The organism is Kitasatospora sp. LaBMicrA B282 (genome assembly GCF_050325825.1).
Lineage (GTDB): Bacteria > Actinomycetota > Actinomycetes > Streptomycetales > Streptomycetaceae > Kitasatospora.
In genome coordinates this window covers 12,361-31,192 of the sequence record NZ_JBNQTI010000105.1, presented here as the reverse complement: position 1 = coordinate 31,192, position 18,832 = coordinate 12,361, and the positions used below count along the sequence as shown (strand labels likewise).

Here is an 18,832-nt window from a genome sequence, read left to right as displayed (position 1 = left end):
TCGTCGTTGTCTCCACCTCTGTCTTCCCCCCACCCCTCCGTCCCCCCTTTTCTTCTGCCTCCTCCTTTGGGTGTTTTGTTCCCCCCCCACTCCCCCCCCCCCCCGACGCTGCGACCGCTCGCGGAGACTCAGCTCGCCTGGGGCAGCGGAGCCGAGCAGCATGGAGGTGTCGGGCGACACGACGACGGCCGGGTGCGGGGGCGGATGACCGTAGCGGAAGGGTGTCCCATGACGACGACGGCACGGACGGGACGGAACGGCGGCCGGTGGCTGCTGACGCTGGCCAACGCCATCACGGTGGGTGCTTCGGTGGCCGCGGACTGGAACGGCTCGCACGTCTTCAACAAGCGGTGGCCCGCGCACGCCCGCTTCCACGCCGTGGCCTCCCTCGCGACGACGGCTTCGCTGGCCGCGCTGGCGGTGGTGGCGGTGTGGACCGAGGCGGAGCCCGCGCCAGACCGCCGGGTGGCCGGGCGCGACCTGGCGGCGGCCGTCCCGGTGGCCTACTGGGGGGCGTTCTTCCCGGCGCTGCTGGTGCCCGGCACCGCGGTGGACGACCCGCCGCACCCGGTGGCCCGCGTCGCGGGCCTGCCGACCAACCTGCTGGGCGCCGGCGCCACCACGCTGACCGCCGTCGGTGGCTGGCTGCTGGACCGCCGGCTGCGCGGCTGACAGGTCGCCAGGCCCGGGTCGGCGGCCCGAACCCCGCACAGTGCACCCGCCCGGCCGCCCGCACCGCGTCGCTGCGGTGCGGGCGGCGGGCCGGCGCGGCCCGGTGGCGGGGATCAGCCCACCGGCGGCACGGTCTCGGCGGCCTCGTAGATCATGCTGCGGGTGGTGGCGTACTTGCGCAGTTCGGCCGCGTCCTCCGCGGCGGCCAGGCCCTCCGGCGAGTCGAAGGCGACCTTCAGGTCGGCCATGCTGTCCCAGGTCAGCTCGGCGATCAGGTGGAACGGCCGGTTGTCGCGCAGCGCCACGGCGTCGCGGCCGACGGTGTAGCTGCGCAGGCCCGGGAGGCGGTGGGCGAGCGGGAGGTGCACCTCGTTGTAGTGGCGGTCGAAGGCCTCCGGGTCGCTCGGGGCCTCGTACACGACGATGAGTCGGGCGGTCATGGTGATCTGCTCCTGAGGTGGTGACTGGTCGAGCGCCTCATGGTGCTCACCCGTACGTACCGGCGGGACTGCCCGAACTCATCGCTCGGGTTCGGGAAAGGGCGCGGCAAGGCTCGGCTCAGGCTCACGCCCAGGCTCAGGCTCACGCTCAGGATCAGCCGAGGTGCGGCGGCAGGTCGAAGGCCGTGAAACCGGCCGGGTCGGCGAAGGCGACGATGCTGGTGATCCGCCCGCCGGCCACGCCGAGCACCTGCAGGCTGTGCAGCCACGGCGCGCCGCCGCCGGCATCGGGGGCGTAGGCGGCGAGCGCGGGCTGGCCGTTGGCCACCAGCTCGCGCAGCACCCAGCCCGAGCCGCGCCGCCGGAAGACGTCCGCCATGAACACCTCGTAGTGCTCGGTGCCCCGGTACCAGAGCGGGACGGGCGGCATCTCCAGCACCGCGTCGGCTGCCAGCAGCCGGACCAGCCCCGGCACGTCGGCCGCCTCGAACGCCCGCACGTACCGCTCGACGACCGCCCGCACCTCGGGGTCGGCCGGCTCGCGGACCTCCCCCTCGTCCGCCGCGGCGACGGCGGACCGGGCGCGCTGCAGCGCGCTGTTCACGGCCGCCACCGTGGTGTCGAGCTGCTCGGCCACCTCGGCGGCGGAGAACGCCAGCACCTCGCGCAACACCAGCACCGCCCGCTGACGCGCCGGCAGCAGCTGCACCGCCGCCACCCAGGCCAGCCGTAGGTCGGCCCGCACCTCCGTGCCGGGGAACGGCTCCAGCCACGGCACCTCCGGCGCCGGCACCAGCGGCGTGCGCGGATCCTCGCCCACCGCCACCAGCCCCGACGGCAGCGCCCGCCGGGCACGCCCCTCCAGCGCCGTCAGGCACACGTTGGTCGCGATCCGGTAGAGCCAGGTCCGCACCGAGGCCCGCGCCGGGTCGTACCGCTCCCGCGCCTTCCAGGCCCGCAGCAGCGTCTCCTGCACCAGGTCCTCGGCATCGTGGTAGGAGCCGAGCATCCGGTAGCAGTAGGCCGCGAGTTCACCGCGGTACGGCTCGAAGTCCATGCCGCCCATCATGCCGCAGGCGAGTGACGCGGTGGCGGCTGACGAGACATCGGCTGACGGGGTGGCGGCTGACGGGACGTCGGCCGACGGTGCGGCAGGTCGACCGGCACGGGGTCGACGACTCGGCGGCCCCGGTGATCGCGCGCAGGACGCCGGGGATCAGGAGCATCCCGACCCGGACTCCGGTCGGCGAGCCTCGCCGACCCGACGGTCGACCGTCCTCAGCTCATCAGCTCAGGTGCGAAGTAGTCACGCAGTCGAGCGATCTTCCCGTCCCGGATGCGGAAGATCTGGACCAGCGACACGACCTGGTCCGCTTCGCCGTCCTCGCCGTCCTCGCCGTCCTCGCCGTCCGCGCCGTCACCGTCGAAGACCGTGTCGATCTCGGCGATGAACACGTCGGGATCGGCGGTGGTGTGCAGCACGTATCCGGACTTCTCGAGATTCGGCACCCGGCCGCCCGCCGCCTGCCGTGCGTAGTACGCCGCCATCGCGTCACGGATCTCCTCGCGGCCCACCAACCTCCTGGGGAAGCCGGCGTCGGCGGGCATGAGCGGCGCCTCGAAGACGCCGTCGGCGGTGAAGGCCGCGGCCAGGGCGTCGGCATTGCGGGTCAGGGCGCCGGCGTGGACGTAGTTCTCGAAGATCTGCTGCGGCGTTCGGGTCATGGCGGCCTCCCTGGACTCGGGCGAAGAGGGCACCATCATCCCCGGGGTGGGGCCGGGTCACGGCAACCGTGCCCCGGCCCACCCGACCGGTCAGTTCTCGGTGCTGCTGAGCTCGACCGCGGCGTTCTTGATCGCCTCGATGTAGTGCGCCGGAGGCTGCGGCATCTTCTCGGCCGGGTGCAGCATCAGCACCGACCCCATGATCCGGTCGCCCATGAAGAACGGGGCGGCGACCGAGTTCCAGCCCTTCATGCACTCCTGGTAGCCGATGGCGTAGCCCTCGTCCCGGATGTTCTGCAGGGAGTCCCGCAGGTCGTCGGGGTCGCGCAGGACGCCCGGTCCGGCCTCGGGGAGGACGGACTCGGCGATCACCTTCTCCTGGTCGCGCGCGGGCAGGTAGGCGAGGATGGCCCGGCCGCTGGCGCCGGTGCGCAGCGAGCGCGTGACTTCCAGGACCTCGCGGGTGCTCATGCCGAGCTCGTCGAGGGACGACTCACCGACCGCCATGGTCAGGCACTGGCGGCCGAGGCCGAAGATCGTCCGGGCGTAGAGGAAGATCAGCCCGTTGTCGGTGGCCCGGCGGGCCTCCTTGAGGACCTGGCGCATGAGGTCGAAGTCGACGGTGTCCGCGAGGGCCTGGATGCCGACCTCGCCCGCGGTGGGGGTGAGCGCGTACACGCCACGCTCGACGCGTTCGAAGTGCTTGGCGTACACGCCGGACTGGACTATGCGGCTGACGGTCGAGTCGTCCAGCCCGGTCTCCTCGGCGAGTTGGCCGATCCGCGCCTTGCCCCCGAGCTTGCTCAGGGCTGTCTGGACTCTGAAGACGCGATTGGCCAACGTCCCAGGTTCAGCCATTGCTCACCTCTGTGGTCGCCCCTGTCCCGACCGTCCGGCGCGGTCGGGACTCGCTCGCCTGTTTGACAGCGAGCGCCCAAGACTACCGGGTGATGTCGCGGGACTACCGGGTGGTGTCGATCAACAGCTTCCCGGTGGTGGTCCGGGACTCGATGTCGCGGTGCGCCTGGGCGGCGTCGGCGAGTCCGTAGGTGGCGCCGATCACGGGCTTGAGGTGGCCGCTACGGACCGAGCCGAAGAGCTGCTGCATGCTCATGGGCAGCGCCTGGCGGTCGGTGAAGAGGCTGCGCAGCCAGAAGCCGCTGACCGTGATGGAGCGCGCCAGCAGCGGGGCGACGGAGACCTGCGGGATCTGGCCGCCGGCGTAGCCGTAGACGACCATGCGGCCGCGGTGGCCGAGGGTGTCGAGCAGGGCATCGAACATCGGCCCGCCGGTCATCTCCAGGGCCAGGTGGACGTCGCCGCCGGCCGCCTCGCGCACCCGCTGGGCAAGGCCCTCGGTGCTGGAGGAGTCGAGGGCGACGTGGGCGCCGAGGTCCAGGGCGGCCGCGCGGCGTTCCTCGGTGGAGGCCAGCGCGATCACCTTGGCCCCGATCTGGCGCGCGAGCTGGACGGCGATCGTTCCCACGCCCCCGCTCGCGGCGGGGATGACCACGGTCTGGCCCTCCTGGAGCCCTCCGCTGGTCAGCAGGATGTGCCACGCACTGTTCCCCTGCAGGGCCAGCGCCGCGGCCGTGTCGTCACTGATGTCGTCGGGGATCTCCCACATGAGCCCCTTGCGCACCAGGGCCTTCTCCGCGTAGCCGCCCCCGCTGGGCAGCGCGACGACCCGGCGGCGGCTGCTTCCGTCGCCCACCGTGCCGACGACCTCGTTGCCCGGCGTGTAGGGCAGCTCGAGGTCCTGGAGGTAGGAGTTCTGGCGCGCGTGGACGTCCGCGAAGTTGACTCCGGCTCGGGTGACGTCGACCACAACGCTCGTGCCCTTGGGCGTGGGGTCCGGTATCTCCGCGAGCTCGAGGACCTCCGGGCCCCCGAAGCTCTTCATGACGATGGCGCGCACGCCTCTCCCCGGTGTCGATGTGTGTGAGAGCACCAGGCTAGGACATCGCCCCCGCGGGTTGACGCGCAGGTTCGGGTACGAGGCGCGTTTCTCGCGCGGCGAGGATCCGGTGCCGGCGTTTCTCACGTGGCGAGAAACGATCTTGGCGTTTCTCGCCACGTGAGAAAGCGGCGGGCCGTTCTCTCGCCGTTTGAGAAATTGCCGAAACCGGCTGCCTGAGATTCGCCGCTGCGCTCCTCCCGGCATCGGACGAATTCCCTCGTGAAAGCCCTCGGAAGGTCCTTTTTGGGCTTTGACCGGGGGCCTGCTTTCTCATACAGTCACTGCCGACGCACGACGGGTCGGTAGCGCGGGAACAGGGGACTCGCGCTGCCGACCGTGTCGTGCGCCGACTGCGGACGTGCTACTGGAGGGGAGCAGCACGTCGACTTCGCGCCGAGGAACAGGGCGTGGCGGAACGGCGCACGGAGAAACCGGGCGTGGCAGAACAGGGCGCGGTCGGTGAAAGTCGCGCCGCCGAGGCGGGCGTCGCCCGCAAGGGTCACGTCCGGTGATTACGGCATCGGCGGTGAAGGTCGACGTCTCGACGCATCCGTGGCGAATCCGGCGGACGCGCGGGCATGGACGTCGAGCTCGGCGAGAAAGCGGCCGACGTCAGGCCGGAGCACCGTTGATGGCGCCGCCGATGGGCGGCGATGCCGGTGCCGGCCCCCGCTGCGCACCCTCGGGTGTCGGCGAACCGATTGCTGACGGACCGTCAGATCAGCACAATGGTGCCCCGACTCGAGCCATCCAGGGGGATCGCCATGCCCGACATCTCGTACCCCGCAGAGCTGCTGATCAAGAACGCGGTCAAACAGCGGGTGTGGCGGCGCTCCGGCATGTCGCTGCTGGTCGCCGTGGTGGGCCTGCTGGGGGTGCTCGCGCTCGGCCTCGCGATGGTGATCGGCGCCCAACCGCGCCCGAACGACACCTCAGCGCCGAGCTGCGGCGGCCAGACGATGAACACGGACCAGGTCTGCGACGAGTACACCAACGGCATCCGCACCAGCACCTCCTACTACCAGGACATGGTCGACGAGCGGAACCACGGCGACACCGGGGTGGTCGTGGCCGGGGGCGTGGCCACCGCGGCCGCCCTGCTGGCGGCGATCCCGCTGCTGCGCGCCTACAACCCCAGGAAGCCGTGGGGTGCACCGCTCCCCCTGCTCTGCCCCCGGTGCGGCGGGCCGCACCTGCGGGAGAAGACGATGAGCCACAGCATCACCGTGGGCCGGATCAAGACCACCTACCGGGGCACCGTCACGCTCTGCACCCCCGACTGCGGCTTCACCACGGCGCGCCGGCCCGACCCGGTCACGCCCAAGCAGCGCAGGAGCACGCCGCAGCAGGACCGGAAGCCACCACGGCGGTACGGACCACGGCACTGAGCGACCGTCAATGGCGCCGGACGGCCTGTGCCTCGGCGCGTTCCACCGTCGCCCGCCCGTAGACGTGGACCAGGGCCAGGTGGAACAGCGCCGGGGCCACCGGAGCCCAGCGGTGGATGCGCTCCGGGTGCAGCAGGTACGTGGCCACCGTCGCCGCCCGGAACGGGACGTAGTCGAAGCTCTGGTGCTCCCATCGGTCGGCGACCCCCCGGCTCAACCGGGCCCCGAGCCCCTGCTGGGTCAACTCGTTCAGGCGCGCGTAGAAGTGGGCGCTCCACTGGCGCTTCTCCACGTCCAGCACGAAGGCCAGGAGCACCAGCGAGTACTCGTGCGGCTCCAGGGACAGCTCCTCCCGCATGCCGCGCTGGGCGACCGCGTGGAGGACCGGTGCGCTCCGGCCGGCGGAGTCGATGTGCCGGGACACGCCCTCGTTGACGGAGGAGTTCCAGGAGCCCGGCGCCATCCGGACCCGGTCGCTGCGCCGGCTGACCACCAGCATGTCGTCGGCGGTCACCACAGCTATGTTGACGCCCAGGCTGCACTGCAGGAACGCCGGCGCCTCGAGCGGGTGGTCGGGGTCGAGGTGGCGGGAGCGCAGCGTGCTCCCGCCGGGCAGCCGGCGGTCGAGCTGCTGGGCGGCGAGGAAGGTGTAGTAGTCGGTGGGCCGCAGCCGCAGGCGGATTTCCGGGTGCTCCTCGACGGGTGTCCGGGTGATGTCGAACGACTCGACCGCGTACCTGGGACCGTTCCAGATCGGCGTCCGTCCCTCCGCCCGGAGTCGCTCGCTCTCCGCCTCGATCTCGTCCCACCAGTGCGCGATCTCCGCGGGCAGCGTGGTCTGGCCGTCGAGCACCTGGATGTGCACGCCCTCGGGCGGGATGGGCGCTTCACCGTCGCCCTCGACGATCAGCGCCGAAGTGCGGAGCGGGCCCAGCGAGAAGGTCGTCCACGAGGGACTGAGCTCCCCCCGGGGCCGCAGGCTCCGGACCGCACCGAACCAGCGCCTGCGCATCCTGAACCACGCGTCCTGCAGGGGTTGCTGGAACAGCACTGCGAACAGCATCCCGATCACGGCCCCGGCAACGCCGTTCACCACGTCCAATCCGCCCATGCAGCGGAGCGTAGCGGCGGCGGCCGGGGCTCGGGCGATCTTCGCCGTTCCGTTACCGGGGGTGCTCGGCGCTGCGATCGGGAGCGCGGAGGGCGTCGACGGCCAGGCGGGCGGTGGTGCCGATGACGGCGTCGGCGGCGGGGAGGGTGAGGGCGGTGCCCGCGGCGCGGGTGAAGACGGCGACGGCGTAGCGGCCGCCGTCCGGATACTCCACGACGCCGACCTCGTGACGCAGGGTCGGCAGGGTGCCGGTCTTACCGGAGACCCGGACGTCGTCGAACGGGAAGCCGGAGGCCAGCCGGTGCGGCCAGACCTGGCGGCCGAGCAGGCGGCGCAGGTCGGCGCCGTGGTCGCCGGGGCAGGCTTCGCCGTGCCAGAGGGCGGCCAGCAGGGCGGTCATCTCGCGGGCGGTGCTGCGGTTGGTGAAGGCCGGGTCGAGGACCCGCAGCCGGGCCAGGACGGCGGGCTCCAGCAGGGCGCGCGGGCCGGCGGGGCCGGCATCCTCGGCCAGGGCGGCGTACAGGTCGCGGACCGTGTGGACGGCGACGGTACGGGTCAGGCCCAGCTGGGTCATGGTGCGGTTGACCGTGTCCAGGCCGACTTCCTGCCACAGCAGGTCAGCGGCGGCGTTGTCGCTGACGGCGACGGTCAGGTAGGCGAGGTCGCGCAGCGAGAGCCTGGCCGCGTCGAGCATGACGGCCAGTCCGGTGGTGCCGGTGGTGCGGCCGGCTGCGGGGACGTCCAGCTGCCGGGTCAGGTCGATCCGGCCGGCTGCCGCCTCCCGGAAGAGCGTGGTGAGTAGGCAGAGCTTGTGGACGCTCGAGGTGCTGACCGGTGTGTCGGCGCCCAGGGCGACTTCGGCGCCGGTGTCGAGGTCGCGGGCGTGGAGCAGCCCGCTGACGCCCGCGTCGGCGAAGGCTGCGGCGATCCGGGTGCTCGCGGTGTGCTTGCTCGTCGTGCTGTGCTTGCTGGTCGAGCGGTCGCTGCTCACAGCGGGAACTCCGATGCTGGCCTGGGGAAGAGCGGACGGTCCGGCAGTCGGGTCAGCAGACCGCCGTGTTCGGTCAGCGCCGTGTGGGCGGCCTCGCTGAACAGCCGGGCGGCCGGGCCGTGCCGCCCGGCGGGCCAGGCCGTGGAGGTGCGCCAGGTCAGCGGAGTGCCGGTCAGCGGACGCCACACGGTGCCGGGCGGCGGTGCGGTCTGCGGGACGAGGGCGACGGCGGCTCCGGTGAGGACGAGTGCACCGGCGATGTCCGGGCCGGCCCGGTCCAGGACCTCCGCCGGTGTGCAGCCGTGCCGCGCCAGGGTGGTGAGCATCTCGTCGTGGAGCGCCGGGGCGGTGGAGCGGGCGGGCAGCACCAGGCGGCGGCCGGTGAGCTCGGCCAGGGCCAGCTCCCGGTGGTGGGCGTGCGGGCTGTCGGCGGCGAGCAGCACGCCCAGCGGCTGGTGCAGCAGCGGCCCGAAGCGGAGTCCGGTCGTCGGGCAGGGGTGGCGCACGATCGCGATGTCCGCGGTGTGCTGGGTGAGTTCGCGGACCACGGCTGCCACCGGAAGCTCCCGCAGGTCGAGTCGGGTGCCCGGGGAGGCGGCCTGGAAGCCGGTGAGCAGCGCTGCCAGTGCGGTCGGCCCGAGATCGGGCGGCACGGCGGCGCGCAGGGTGCCGGCCCGCCCGGTCCGCAGGTCGGCAGCGGTCGCCAGCAGGCGGGCGGTGGACTCGATCAGTTCCTCGGCCGCGGTCAGCAGCACCCGGCCCGCCGGGGTGAGGACGGCGCCGCGGGGGCCGCGGTCGAAGAGGGCGACGTCGAGTTCGCGCTCCAGGCGCTGGATCCGCTGGGAGAGCGAGGGCTGGGCGATCCGCAGGCGTGCGGCGGCGCGGCCGAAGTGGCCTTCCTCGGCAACGGCGCGGAAGTAGTGGAGGTGCCGCAGCAGGTCCATGAACGGCAATGATAGGCAGAACGCAATCGCTCCTTTCACCATCATGGTCTTGGACCGGGGTGCTGACCGACTGCTTGGCTGGGCACGGGCCGGCCCGCGGGCGGCGGCCCTGGCCGACTCGGCCCCGTGGCCCGACTGTTGAGGAGATCCCGATGCCATCACCGTTCCGGCAAGTCCGTCAGAACGAGGCGGGAGGAGGATCGTTGTCCCGGCGCCGGCTGCTCGGCGCCTCGGTGACGGGCACCGCGGCCCTCGCCGGCGGGGGAGCCGTGGCCGGCACGTCCTTCGCCGCCACCGCCGCGCAGGCGACGGGCCCGCGGCGCCGCCGGCTCGACGAGCCGGGGTCCTCGGGAGTGCGGCTGCGCTGGCTGGGCAACAACGGCTGGGAGATCTCCTTCGGCGCCGAGGAGAAGCCCACCACGATCCTGATCGACCCCTGGATCACCCGCTTCCACACCGGCACCTACACCCCGCAGGGCGCCGACCCCACCACCCCGATCACCGTGGACACCGGCCTGATCGACGGCCTCGGGCTGCGGGCCGACCAGATCCTGGTGACCCACGGCCACTACGACCACCTCCCCGACGTCCCGTACCTCGCCGCCCGCACGGGTGCGACCGTGCTGGGCACCGAGACGCACGTCAACCTGCTCACCGCGCTCGGCGCGCCCGAGGAGCAGCTGTCGGTCGTGCACGGCGGCGAGTACCTGCAGTTCGACGGCTACACCATCCAGGTGATCAACTCGGTGCACTCGATGACCGGGCCGCGCAGCCGGGTGCCGTTCCCGGGCACCCGGCCCGGGTCTCCCCCGCCCCGGCCGCAGGTGATCTCGGACCTGGTGGAGGGCGGCACGCTCGCCTACCTGATCACGATCGGCGACCGGCTCGGCATCCTCGACCACGGCGGCGCCAACTACGACGCCCACCAACTGGCCGGGCTCACCCCGGACGTGCTGCTGGTGCAGCCCGGCGGCGCCTCGGTGCCGGAGTACGTCCCCAGGCTGCTCGACGTGCTGGACCATCCGCCGTACGTCATCCCCACCCACTGGGACGACTTCGACCAGCCGCTCGGCCGACCCGCCCGTGACTGGGGCGGCCTGGACGCACTGGAGACCGCCGTCCGACGGGCCAGCCCGGCCGCCCGGTTCGTCCGGCTCGACCACCTGGAGACGTTCACCCCGTGACCGTCGACCGCGCAGCGATATCAGGAGCCCGGGGTCACCGCGCCGGCAGGCCCGTGCGCTGCTGGGCCGCGCGTGACACCGCCGCGGGGATCGGGTGCTCGCCCGCCGCGAGTTCCAGGACGAGTCCGGCCGTGGCGGGGGTGTCGAGCAGCGCGACCAGGACCCCGGCGACGTCGTCGCGGGTGACCTCGCCGATGCTCCGCTCGGCGGTCAGGCGGACCGTGCCGCTGCCCGGCTCGTTCGTCAGGGCAGCCGGGCGCAGCACGGTCCAGTCGAGGTCCTGGGCCATGAGGTGCTCGTCCGCGGCGGTCTTGGCGTCGACGTAGGCCGCCCAGACCTCGTCGGCGTGGGCCGGGGGCGGGCTGCCCGCACCGCGGGTGGAGACCATCACGTACCGGCGCACCCCGGCCCGCAGCGCCGCCTCGGCGAGCAGCACGGCGGCCCGGTGGTCGACGGTGTGCTTGCGGGCGGCCCCGCTGCCCGGCCCGGCCCCGGCGGCGAAGACCACGGCGTCCGCGCCGGACAGCACCGCGGCGACGTCCTCGCACGAGGCCTGCTCGAGGTCGCGGAGCACGGGCTGGATGCCGTCCGCCAGCAGCTCGGGGCCGTGGTCCGGGTTGCGGACGAGGCCGATGACGCGGTCACCGCGGGCCGCGAGCAGCCGGCCCAGGCGCCGGGCGATCTGGCCGTGGCCACCGGCGATCACGATCTTCATGCAACTCTCCTCGGGGCGGAAGAACCAGGATGGAGCGGGTGGAGCGGGTCGGAGCGGGTCGGAGCGGGTCGGAGCGTCAGAAGGCGATGCGGACCTTCAGCGCCTCGCGGTCGTGCATGGCGCGGTAGCCGGCGGGCACCCCGTCGAGGCCGACGGTGCGGTCGAAGACCAGGCCCGGATCGATCGCGCCGGACAGGACGTCCGGCAGCAGCTCGGCGATGTAGGCGCGGGCCGGGGCCACCCCGCCGCGCAGCGAGACGTTCCGGTCGAACATCTGGCCGATGTCGACTCCGGCACTGCCACCATGCGGCACGCCCACGTAGCCGACCGCACCGCCGTCGCGGGCGATCGAGATCGCGGTGCGCATCGACTGCTCGGTGCCGACCGCCTCCAGCACCGCGTGGGCACCCTGACCGCCGGTCAGCTCCCTGACCGCCTCGATCGCCGCCTCGCCGCGTTCGGCCACCACGTCGGTGGCGCCGAAGGTGCGGGCGATCGCGGTGCGCGCCTCGTGCCGGCCGAGCGCGATGATCCGGCCCGCGCCGAGCCGCCGGGCGGCGAGCACGCCGCACAGGCCGACCGCGCCGTCGCCGACCACGGCAACGGTGGCGCCCGGGCGCACGCCCGCCGCCACGGCCGCGTGGTGGCCGGTGCTCATCACGTCGGACAGGGCGAGCAGACCGGGCAGCAGCTTCTCCTCGCCGGCGGTCTCCTTGGGCAGCTGCACCAGGGTGCCGTCGGCGAACGGCACCCGCACCGCCTCGCCCTGGCCGCCGTCCGACCCGACACTGCCCCAGAACCCGCCCTGCGGGCACGAGGTGTGCAGGCCCTCGCGGCAGAAGTCGCAGGTGCCGTCCGACCAGACGAACGGGGCCACCACGAAGTCGCCGGGCCGGAAGTCCCGCACCTCGGCGCCGACCGCCTCGACGATGCCGAGGAACTCGTGGCCGATCCGCTGGCCGGCCTCCCGGGCGGCGACGCCGCGGTACGCCCACAAGTCGCTGCCGCAGATGCAGGCGTTGACCACCCGCACCACGGCGTCGGTCGGCCGCTGCACGACCGGGTCGGGCACCTCCTCGATCCGGATGTCGTCGGGGCCGTGGATCACGGTGGCGCGCACGGAACTCTCCTGGCACTTGACGGGGCCCGGCCTCGCTCGGGGCCTGGGCTGGAGCAGCCAGGGTCGCCGGGCACCGGCCCTCGCGTCCAGCTACATCTCCTACAACATGCCTTTAAGATGAACTGATGCTCGATGTGCGACGACTCGTTCTGCTCCGCGACCTGGAGGTGCACGGCACGGTGACCGCCGTGGCCGAGCTGCACCGCGTCACCCCCTCCGCCGTCTCCCAGCAGTTGCGGCTGCTGGAGGAGGAGACCGGCGCCCGCCTGCTGGAACGCACCGGCCGCTCGATCCACCTCACGGCCGCGGGCCGTCGGCTGAACCGGGACACCGAGCACGTGCTCGCCGCGCTCGAACAGGCCCGCCTCCGCCTGCACACCGAGGCCGAGAAGCCCGCGGGCCCCCTCCGTTTCGCCTGCTTCCCCAGCGCCCTCACCCTGGTGGCCGCACCGCTCGGCCGGGCCCTGGAGAGCACCCATCCGGAGGTCCAGCTGCACATCACCGAGGCCGAACCCGAGGCCGCCGTACGACTGCTGCTCCAGCGCCGGGCCGACCTCGCCCTCGTCTACCGGTACGACAACCTGGCCACGCCCCCGCTCACCGGCGTGACGACCTGGACGTTGCGCACCGATCCGCTGGTCGCCGTCCTGCCCCGCGACCACCCCGCGGCCCGGTCGACCGACTCACCCGTCGCCCTGCGCGAGCTCGCCGACACGCGGTGGACCACCGCCCCGGCGCAGACCGCCTGCGGCGACGCCGTCCTCCAGGCCTGCCGGTCGGCCGGGTTCACTCCCCAGGTGCGGAACGTCTGCACCGACTTCTCCGCCATGATCGCCCTCGCGGCGAGCGCCGGCCACGCCGCCCTGATCCCCCGGATGGCCGCCACCCGGCTCCCGCCCGCGCTGGTCGCCCGACCGGTGACCGACGGCACCCTCGCCCGCACGATCGAGATCGCCGCCCGCCCGGACGCGGCGCACGAACCCGCGATCGCCGCCTGCCTCGACACGCTGCGCACGCTGCTGCCCTGACCGAGGCGACGGCGGAGACTGCGATCAGTCCAGGTCGTACGCGGTGTCGTGCTTCGGTTGGTACAGGCCGACCGTGCCCGCGCCCGGCACCGCCAGGGTGGTGACCAGTCCCCAGCGCTGGTCGGTGATCTCCGCGGTGAACTCGACGCCCTTGGCCGTCAGATCCGCGACCGTGGCCGCGAGGTCGTCGCACATCAGGAAGAGCTCGGCGCGGCCGACGGTGTCCGGATCGGTCGGGTGGACGGCCATTTCGGCGGGCGGGGACTTGAAGATCAGCCAGCCACCGCCGGCGTCGACGTACGGGAACTCCAGCACCTCGCGGAAGAAGGCGCGCGCCGCCTCGGCGTCGCTGGCGTAGATGATCGTGTGTGCACCGGTGATCACCCTGCGCAAGCTACCAGATCATCGGGCGTCGGCGCCGAGCCGGCGGCGCGGCGCAGTGCGGCGGTGTGGCGCAGTGCAGCGGTGTGGCCGCAGTGCGGCGGTGCGTCAGGGCAGCAGGACCGCCTTGCCGTGGTTGCGGTGGGCCTCCAGGTCGGCGTGGGCCTGCGCCGCCTCCGCCAGCGGGTAGGTGCGCCAGACCGGCACGATGAGCGCGCCGGCGGTGGCCAGCCGCACCAGCTCCGGCAGGGCGTCCTCGCTCTGCTCGGCGGCACCGGCGCTGAAGCGCACGCCGTGCTGCGCCGCGGACATGTCGGCGATCGTGATCACCCGGCCCGGGTCGCCGGTCAGCGCGACCGAGTCGGCGAGCACGCCGGCGCCGGCGGCGTCGAACACGAGGTCCACGCCGCCCGGGGCGGCGGCCTGCACCCGCTCCACCCAGCCCTCGCCGTAGCGGACCGCGGTGGCGCCGACCGCGTTGACGCGTGCGACGTCCCGCTCGCCGACGGTTCCGACGACGGTGATGCCGCGGGCGACGGCCAACTGCACCGCGATGAAGCCGACGCTGCCGGCGGCGCCGTGCACCAGCAGGGTCTGACCCGCCCGCACTCCCAGCTGCCCGAGCACCCGGGCCGCGGTCCGACCGACCGTGACCAGCGAGGCGGCGACCTCCCACGACAGGCCCGCGGGCTTGGCCACCGGCCGCTCGAGCAGGGCGTACTCGCCGTAGCTGCCGCCGGCGGTGCCGCCGAGCACCTCGTCCCCCACCGCCGCGGCCGCTCCCTCACCGACCGCCTCGACGGTGCCGGCAGCGTCCAGGCCGGGGACCACCGGGAAGTGGGCGGGGACGGCCTTGGCCATCGTGCCGGAGCGGATCTTCAGGTCGAGCGGGTTCACCGAGGCGGCCCTGACCCGGATCCGGACCTGGCCGGGTCCCGGTTGCGGCACGGCGACCTCGGACAGCCGTAGGACCGCGGGCGTGCCGTACTCGGAGAAGGTGATGGCATTGGACATGGGGGACTCCCGAATGGGGACGGTGGCGGACGGAAGGTCACGCGTTCTGACTCACTGTGCGGCCGGGACGGCCGTCCGCACTGGTGGCCACGCCGGTCAGGCGGTGGCCGGTCAGGCGGTGAGCGCGGGGTAGTCGGTGTAGCCGCGGTGGTCCCCGCCGTAGAAGGTGGACGCGTCCGGGGCGTTGAACGGACCGCCCGCGGCGAGACGGGCCGGCAGGTCGGGGTTGGCCAGGAAGAGCGCGCCGTAGGCGATCATGTCCGCCGTGCCGTCCTCGACCAGCTTCAGCTCCGCGGGGCCGGTGACCTCGGGGTGGGTGAACGGGTTGAGGACGAAGGTGCCCGGCCAGGACTTGCGCAGCCGCGTGGTCAGCGCGCGGTCCGGGCCCTCCATCAGGTGCAGGTAGGCCAGGTCCAGGCCGGCGAGCTCCGCCAGCAGCGCCTCGTACACCTCGGCCGGGTTCTCCTCGGCGATGTCGTTGAACGGGTTGCCGGGCGAGATCCGCAGACCCACCCGGTGCCCGCCGATCGCCTCGGCCACGGCTGAGGCGACCTCGACGGCGAAGCGGATCCGGCCCTCGACCGTGCCGCCCCAGGCGTCGCTGCGCAGGTTGGTGTTGGGGGCGAGGAACTGGTGGATCAGGTAGCCGTTCGCGCCGTGGATCTCCACGCCGTCGAACCCGGCCGCCACCGCGGCCCGAGCCGCGTCGGCGAAGTCGGTGATCGTCTGCCGGAGCTCCGCCTCGCTCAGCTCCTTCGGCGTCACGAAGTCCTTCGGCCCCTCGTGGGTGTAGACCCGGCCCTTGGCGGCGACCGCCGACGGCCCGACCGGGACCAGGCCCTCGGGCAGCAGGCTGGGGTGGCCGACCCGGCCGGTGTGCATCAGCTGCGCGAAGATCACTCCGCCCTCGCGGTGGACGGCGTCGGTCACCGTCCGCCAGGCCGCCACCTGGCCCGGCGTGTGCAGGCCGGGGGTGTCGGGGTAGCCCTGGCCGACCGCGGAGGGCTGGATGCCCTCGGTGACGATCAGCCCGGCGCCGGCGCGCTGCGCGTAGTAGGTGGCCATCAGCTCGGTCGGCTCCGCGCCCGGCCCGTACGCGCGGCTGCGGGTCATCGGCGCCATTGCGATGCGGTTGGACAGGGGCTTGCCGCCCAGCACGATCGACTCGAAAGCAGTGGTCATGATCTCTTCCCTCGGTTGTGGATCGGCGGTGACTCCGACGCATCCAACGTAGCAAGTACCTGTCCGAACAAGTAAATGCTCGAGGGGCATTCCCCGGGCGTCATGTGACGCACATCACGCAGCTTTAACAGGCGAATCGCGACGAGAGCGCGGGTAACGCCCTCGCGAGTCCGCGTAGCGCGGTAGCGTTGGTTGATCGACCAGGGAAGCGAGGAAGCGATGACGGAGTCCACGCCGGCAGCCGGGCACCAGGTCAGCGTTCCGGTGCCGGCCGCGGCCGGCGGCGGTCCGATCAGCCACGCGATCTTCCGCCTCGCCCGGCTGCACCGCATGTACGCCGGGCAACTGCTGCGCCGCATCGGCCTGCACCCCGGCCAGGAGCTGGTCATGATGCACCTGTGGGAACTCGGCCCCCAGCGCCAGACCGACCTGGTGCGGCTGCTGGACTCCGACGCCGCCACCATGACCCGCACCATCCAGCGCCTGGAGCAGGCCGGATTCGTCCGCCGCCGCCCCTCCCCCACCGACAGGCGGGCCTCGCTCGTCGAACCCACCACCGCCAGTCACGCCCTGCGCCGCGAGGTCGAGCAGAGCTGGAGCCAACTCGAGGAGCTCGTCGCGGCCGGGCTGACCCCCGACGAGCGCACCGAGGCCCTGCACACCCTGGAACGCCTGGAGCAGAACCTCCTCCAGGCCGCCGACCCGGTGGAGTGAACCCCGGCTACCGGCCGGGCGGGTGACCCGGTCTCACATCTGGCGGATCCGGGCGTGCAGGTGCATGTCGTGGCGGCCGTCGTCATGGACCGCGGCACTGCGCTTGGTGCCTTCGAGCAGGTAGCCGGCCTTCAGGGCAACGCGGCAGGAGGCCTGATTACGCGTCGAATGGTCCAGCTGCAGGCGGTGGAAGCCGATCTCGTCCAGGGCCCAGGCCGAGAGCGCCGTCACGGCGCAGGTTGCCACGCCGGCACCGCGGGCCGCCGGGAGCACCCAGTAGCCGACACCGGCGACGCCGTCGTCGAAGTCCCAGCCGCGCAGGGCGATCCGGCCGAGCACGTCGCCGTCGGTCCGGGCGATGGCCCAGTGGCCGCCCTTCTCGCGTTCCCAGTCCCGGTGGTAACCGGCGAACCAGTCCTGGACGTCGGCCTCGCAGCGCGGGCGACGCGTGTGCCAGCGGCGGATCTCCTCGTCCTGGTAGGCCGCCAGGAACGCCGGAGCGTCAGCGGGTTCCCAGGGCCGCAGCACCAGGCCCAGGGCGGCGCGCAGGACAGGCTGCGGGGAACGGGAGATCACCCCGGAGGGCACGGCGGGCGGGGTCGAGAGTGCGCGGGTCACGAACCATGATCACCCCCAGCGCCCGTCGATGTCACCCCTCCCTTTCAGACGCTTCCCGCTGGGCACCCGGGCCGGGGGCGAGGAACTCGCGGACCCCGAACAGCGCCAGGATCACGACGGCGAACCAGAAGACCACGACGCCGGTCGGATCGTCCCAGGCGAGAAAGACCGCGGAGGCGCCCAGCAGGATCACGATCCCGATCAGGCGCTTGAACCGGGCGACGAAGGGGCCGACCGGGCCGGCCCGGAAGCCGGCCGACTCCGCCACCGACCGGACCCCCGCGATCGCGGTGCCGCAGGCGCTCCGGACGGTCCTCGCGGCGCGTGACGGGCCGACGAAGAAGGCCCCGAGGGCGACCAGGACCGCAAGCGCCCCCACCGACCGCACCGCGTTGCGCAGGTAGTGCACCAGCGCGTCGTACACGGCGCCGGCCGCGCCCGACGAGACACCGGCCGGCAGGTGGTCGAGGAAGAAGGAGCGGAAGACGGCCAGCGCCACGCCGAGCACCAGCATCGCCGCCGCGACGCCGAGGGCGGCCCCGCACAGGGCCCGGCGGCGGTTCGCGGCGAGGAGGACGCCCGCCGCGGCGACCAGTGCGGCGACCACCGGGACCCAGACGCCGAGGAGTTGCAGCAGCCGGAAGCCGGACCTGACCTTCGCGAGGTCGGGCGAGGCGAAGACCGTGAACTGGGTGTGGACGGTCGGGATCCGGCCGGCGAGGGTGAATCCGGAGTCCACCAGCTGGGTCTTGACCCGGTCGACGGCCGGGCCGACGTCGATGGTGACCTGGTCGTCGGTGAGCTGCACGGCTCCGCCGCCCTGTCCGGTCAGCGCCTTGACCAGCGCGGCGTGGCCCGTGCGGAGGGCGCCGGTCCAGACGTCGGCGAAGGCGTCGCTGCTGACGACGCTGTCGGCCGCCCCGCCCACCAGGGCGGTCAGGCCGTTGCCGATCGGCCCGCTGAGCGAGCCGATCAGCGCGGCCGCCTGCGGGGGCACGCCGGGCTGGGCCGCGGCCTGCGCGAGCTGGTTCACCACGGCGGGCACGTCGATCTGCTCCAGCACCGCCTTGCTGACCCGGTCGGACACCGCGCTCTGCACCTGGGGGTCGCGCGCGAGGGGAGCCATGGTCGCGACGAACCGGTCGGTGTCCGTCACCTCGTCGCTGAGCCAGACGGCGAGCACCGCCAGCAGGGAGAGCACCGAGGCCAGGACGATCAGCAGGACCGCGCCCGTGCTCCGCAGCCGGTGGTGGCGCGGCGCGGGCGGGCCGGACGCCGCTTCGAGCTCCGCGACCCGGCGGCGGAGCGCGGCCAGCTCCGCCGCTTCGTCCGGCGCGGGACCGGGATCGGGCTCGGGATCGGTGGACGGCATGTGCTGGTTCCTCACCCTGCTTCCGGCTGCGGAACGGCCGCCCCGGCAGGGGCGGACCGCAGGTCCAGCAGAACCCGGCAGCCGACCACCGACGACCGCTGTTCCCCCAGCCGGGGCAGGCGGACCTCCGCGCCGGTGACCCGGGCCGCCACCGGCCGGCTGCTCCGGCCGGATCCGCCGGTCAGGCGTGTTCCTGCCGCGCGTCACCCGGGGTTCCCGTAGCGTCGACGCACCAGAGGGCTCTGCGGTGCGATTGGGGATCCATACCGTGAC

At 73.3% G+C, this 18,832-nt stretch carries 20 protein-coding genes; 5 read left to right on the top strand and 15 right to left on the bottom strand.

Annotated features, from left to right (window positions below):
* The first annotated feature begins 228 nt into the window (after nucleotides 1-228).
* Entirely contained in the window at nucleotides 229-672 is a 444-nt protein-coding gene (locus ACQRUO_RS25680; RefSeq protein ID WP_428318424.1) for a DUF6640 family protein, read from the top strand.
* A 113-nt stretch (nucleotides 673-785) separates the two neighbouring features.
* Here ACQRUO_RS25680 and ACQRUO_RS25675 read toward each other — a convergent pair whose 3' ends face one another.
* From ACQRUO_RS25675 to ACQRUO_RS25655, 5 genes are all read right to left on the bottom strand, one after another.
* Complete coding sequence (locus ACQRUO_RS25675; RefSeq protein WP_428318423.1) at nucleotides 786-1,112, bottom strand: EthD family reductase; 327 nt, start codon at nucleotides 1,110-1,112, stop codon at nucleotides 786-788.
* 154 nt (nucleotides 1,113-1,266) lie between these two features.
* The gene (locus tag ACQRUO_RS25670) at nucleotides 1,267-2,169 is read right to left on the bottom strand and encodes an RNA polymerase subunit sigma-70 (RefSeq protein ID WP_428318422.1); all 903 of its coding nucleotides are present in this window, start codon (nucleotides 2,167-2,169) and stop codon (nucleotides 1,267-1,269) included.
* 221 nt (nucleotides 2,170-2,390) lie between these two features.
* A complete protein-coding gene (locus ACQRUO_RS25665; RefSeq protein WP_428318421.1) occupies nucleotides 2,391-2,837 on the bottom strand; it encodes a nuclear transport factor 2 family protein in 447 nt (148 codons plus the stop codon).
* Nucleotides 2,838-2,927: 90 nt separating this feature from the next.
* A complete protein-coding gene (locus ACQRUO_RS25660; RefSeq protein ID WP_428318420.1) occupies nucleotides 2,928-3,677 on the bottom strand; it encodes an IclR family transcriptional regulator in 750 nt (249 codons plus the stop codon).
* Between the two features lie 121 nt (nucleotides 3,678-3,798).
* Nucleotides 3,799-4,755, bottom strand: coding sequence for a quinone oxidoreductase family protein (locus ACQRUO_RS25655; protein WP_428318419.1), 957 nt, complete (start codon nucleotides 4,753-4,755; stop codon nucleotides 3,799-3,801).
* An 806-nt stretch (nucleotides 4,756-5,561) separates the two neighbouring features.
* Between ACQRUO_RS25655 and ACQRUO_RS25650 the strand changes: the two genes are divergently transcribed.
* Nucleotides 5,562-6,185, top strand: coding sequence for a hypothetical protein (locus ACQRUO_RS25650; RefSeq protein ID WP_428318418.1), 624 nt, complete (start codon nucleotides 5,562-5,564; stop codon nucleotides 6,183-6,185).
* Nucleotides 6,186-6,192: 7 nt separating this feature from the next.
* On the opposite strand, the gene ACQRUO_RS25645 is transcribed toward ACQRUO_RS25650, so the two are convergent.
* Genes ACQRUO_RS25645 through ACQRUO_RS25635 form a run of 3 tightly spaced genes read right to left on the bottom strand, consistent with a single transcriptional unit; the run spans nucleotide 6,193 to nucleotide 9,231 of the window.
* A complete protein-coding gene (locus ACQRUO_RS25645) occupies nucleotides 6,193-7,296 on the bottom strand; it encodes a hypothetical protein (protein WP_428318417.1) in 1,104 nt (367 codons plus the stop codon).
* Nucleotides 7,297-7,348: 52 nt separating this feature from the next.
* Nucleotides 7,349-8,287, bottom strand: a complete 939-nt coding sequence (locus tag ACQRUO_RS25640; protein ID WP_428318416.1) for a serine hydrolase — start codon at nucleotides 8,285-8,287, stop codon at nucleotides 7,349-7,351.
* A complete protein-coding gene (locus ACQRUO_RS25635; protein WP_428318415.1) occupies nucleotides 8,284-9,231 on the bottom strand; it encodes a LysR family transcriptional regulator in 948 nt (315 codons plus the stop codon). Before ACQRUO_RS25635 ends, ACQRUO_RS25640 begins: the two co-directional genes overlap by 4 nt.
* A 203-nt stretch (nucleotides 9,232-9,434) precedes the next feature.
* Here ACQRUO_RS25635 and ACQRUO_RS25630 point away from each other — a divergent pair, with 203 nt between their 5' ends.
* Nucleotides 9,435-10,415, top strand: a complete 981-nt coding sequence (locus ACQRUO_RS25630) for an MBL fold metallo-hydrolase (protein ID WP_428318414.1) — start codon at nucleotides 9,435-9,437, stop codon at nucleotides 10,413-10,415.
* 34 nt (nucleotides 10,416-10,449) lie between these two features.
* Here the strand turns inward: ACQRUO_RS25630 and ACQRUO_RS25625 are convergent, their stop codons facing one another.
* Together ACQRUO_RS25625 and ACQRUO_RS25620 are read right to left on the bottom strand one after the other, a co-directional pair.
* Nucleotides 10,450-11,130 carry an NAD(P)H-binding protein gene (locus tag ACQRUO_RS25625; RefSeq protein ID WP_428318413.1) on the bottom strand — a complete coding sequence of 227 codons (681 nt, stop codon included), beginning with the start codon at nucleotides 11,128-11,130 and terminating at the stop codon, nucleotides 10,450-10,452.
* 76 nt (nucleotides 11,131-11,206) lie between these two features.
* Complete coding sequence (locus tag ACQRUO_RS25620; RefSeq protein ID WP_428318412.1) at nucleotides 11,207-12,250, bottom strand: zinc-dependent alcohol dehydrogenase family protein; 1,044 nt, start codon at nucleotides 12,248-12,250, stop codon at nucleotides 11,207-11,209.
* Nucleotides 12,251-12,375: 125 nt separating this feature from the next.
* Between ACQRUO_RS25620 and ACQRUO_RS25615 the strand changes: the two genes are divergently transcribed.
* A complete protein-coding gene (locus ACQRUO_RS25615) occupies nucleotides 12,376-13,278 on the top strand; it encodes a LysR family transcriptional regulator (RefSeq protein ID WP_428318411.1) in 903 nt (300 codons plus the stop codon).
* A 24-nt stretch (nucleotides 13,279-13,302) separates the two neighbouring features.
* Here ACQRUO_RS25615 and ACQRUO_RS25610 read toward each other — a convergent pair whose 3' ends face one another.
* The 3 genes from ACQRUO_RS25610 to ACQRUO_RS25600 form a co-directional block, all read right to left on the bottom strand.
* Nucleotides 13,303-13,662 carry a VOC family protein gene (locus ACQRUO_RS25610; protein ID WP_428318410.1) on the bottom strand — a complete coding sequence of 120 codons (360 nt, stop codon included), beginning with the start codon at nucleotides 13,660-13,662 and terminating at the stop codon, nucleotides 13,303-13,305.
* Nucleotides 13,663-13,767: 105 nt separating this feature from the next.
* Nucleotides 13,768-14,673 carry an NADP-dependent oxidoreductase gene (locus ACQRUO_RS25605; protein ID WP_428318409.1) on the bottom strand — a complete coding sequence of 302 codons (906 nt, stop codon included), beginning with the start codon at nucleotides 14,671-14,673 and terminating at the stop codon, nucleotides 13,768-13,770.
* A 111-nt stretch (nucleotides 14,674-14,784) separates the two neighbouring features.
* Nucleotides 14,785-15,855, bottom strand: a complete 1,071-nt coding sequence (locus tag ACQRUO_RS25600) for an alkene reductase (RefSeq protein WP_428318408.1) — start codon at nucleotides 15,853-15,855, stop codon at nucleotides 14,785-14,787.
* Nucleotides 15,856-16,074: 219 nt separating this feature from the next.
* On the opposite strand from ACQRUO_RS25600, the gene ACQRUO_RS25595 reads away from it, so the two are divergent.
* Nucleotides 16,075-16,569, top strand: coding sequence for a MarR family winged helix-turn-helix transcriptional regulator (locus ACQRUO_RS25595; protein ID WP_428318407.1), 495 nt, complete (start codon nucleotides 16,075-16,077; stop codon nucleotides 16,567-16,569).
* A 33-nt stretch (nucleotides 16,570-16,602) separates the two neighbouring features.
* Here ACQRUO_RS25595 and ACQRUO_RS25590 read toward each other — a convergent pair whose 3' ends face one another.
* Complete coding sequence (locus ACQRUO_RS25590; RefSeq protein WP_428318406.1) at nucleotides 16,603-17,187, bottom strand: GNAT family N-acetyltransferase; 585 nt, start codon at nucleotides 17,185-17,187, stop codon at nucleotides 16,603-16,605.
* A 31-nt stretch (nucleotides 17,188-17,218) separates the two neighbouring features.
* Entirely contained in the window at nucleotides 17,219-18,559 is a 1,341-nt protein-coding gene (locus ACQRUO_RS25585) for a hypothetical protein (protein ID WP_428318405.1), read from the bottom strand.
* Nucleotides 18,560-18,832: the final 273 nt, after the last annotated feature.

What these genes read in the sequence shown, in the direction of transcription:
- ACQRUO_RS25670 (WP_428318422.1), bottom strand. Translation starts at nt 2,169, where the DNA reads ATGGACTTCGAGCCGTACCGCGGTGAACTCGCGGCCTACTGCTACCGG.
- ACQRUO_RS25625 (WP_428318413.1), bottom strand. Translation starts at nt 11,130, where the DNA reads ATGAAGATCGTGATCGCCGGTGGCCACGGCCAGATCGCCCGGCGCCTG.
- ACQRUO_RS25615 (WP_428318411.1), top strand. Translation starts at nt 12,376, where the DNA reads ATGCTCGATGTGCGACGACTCGTTCTGCTCCGCGACCTGGAGGTGCAC.
- ACQRUO_RS25635 (WP_428318415.1), bottom strand. Translation starts at nt 9,231, where the DNA reads ATGGACCTGCTGCGGCACCTCCACTACTTCCGCGCCGTTGCCGAGGAA.
- ACQRUO_RS25680 (WP_428318424.1), top strand. Translation starts at nt 229, where the DNA reads ATGACGACGACGGCACGGACGGGACGGAACGGCGGCCGGTGGCTGCTG.
- ACQRUO_RS25665 (WP_428318421.1), bottom strand. Translation starts at nt 2,837, where the DNA reads ATGACCCGAACGCCGCAGCAGATCTTCGAGAACTACGTCCACGCCGGC.
- ACQRUO_RS25595 (WP_428318407.1), top strand. Translation starts at nt 16,075, where the DNA reads ATGACGGAGTCCACGCCGGCAGCCGGGCACCAGGTCAGCGTTCCGGTG.
- ACQRUO_RS25645 (WP_428318417.1), bottom strand. Translation starts at nt 7,296, where the DNA reads ATGGGCGGATTGGACGTGGTGAACGGCGTTGCCGGGGCCGTGATCGGG.
- ACQRUO_RS25650 (WP_428318418.1), top strand. Translation starts at nt 5,562, where the DNA reads ATGCCCGACATCTCGTACCCCGCAGAGCTGCTGATCAAGAACGCGGTC.
- ACQRUO_RS25585 (WP_428318405.1), bottom strand. Translation starts at nt 18,559, where the DNA reads ATGCCGTCCACCGATCCCGAGCCCGATCCCGGTCCCGCGCCGGACGAA.
- ACQRUO_RS25675 (WP_428318423.1), bottom strand. Translation starts at nt 1,112, where the DNA reads ATGACCGCCCGACTCATCGTCGTGTACGAGGCCCCGAGCGACCCGGAG.
- ACQRUO_RS25600 (WP_428318408.1), bottom strand. Translation starts at nt 15,855, where the DNA reads ATGACCACTGCTTTCGAGTCGATCGTGCTGGGCGGCAAGCCCCTGTCC.
- ACQRUO_RS25605 (WP_428318409.1), bottom strand. Translation starts at nt 14,673, where the DNA reads ATGTCCAATGCCATCACCTTCTCCGAGTACGGCACGCCCGCGGTCCTA.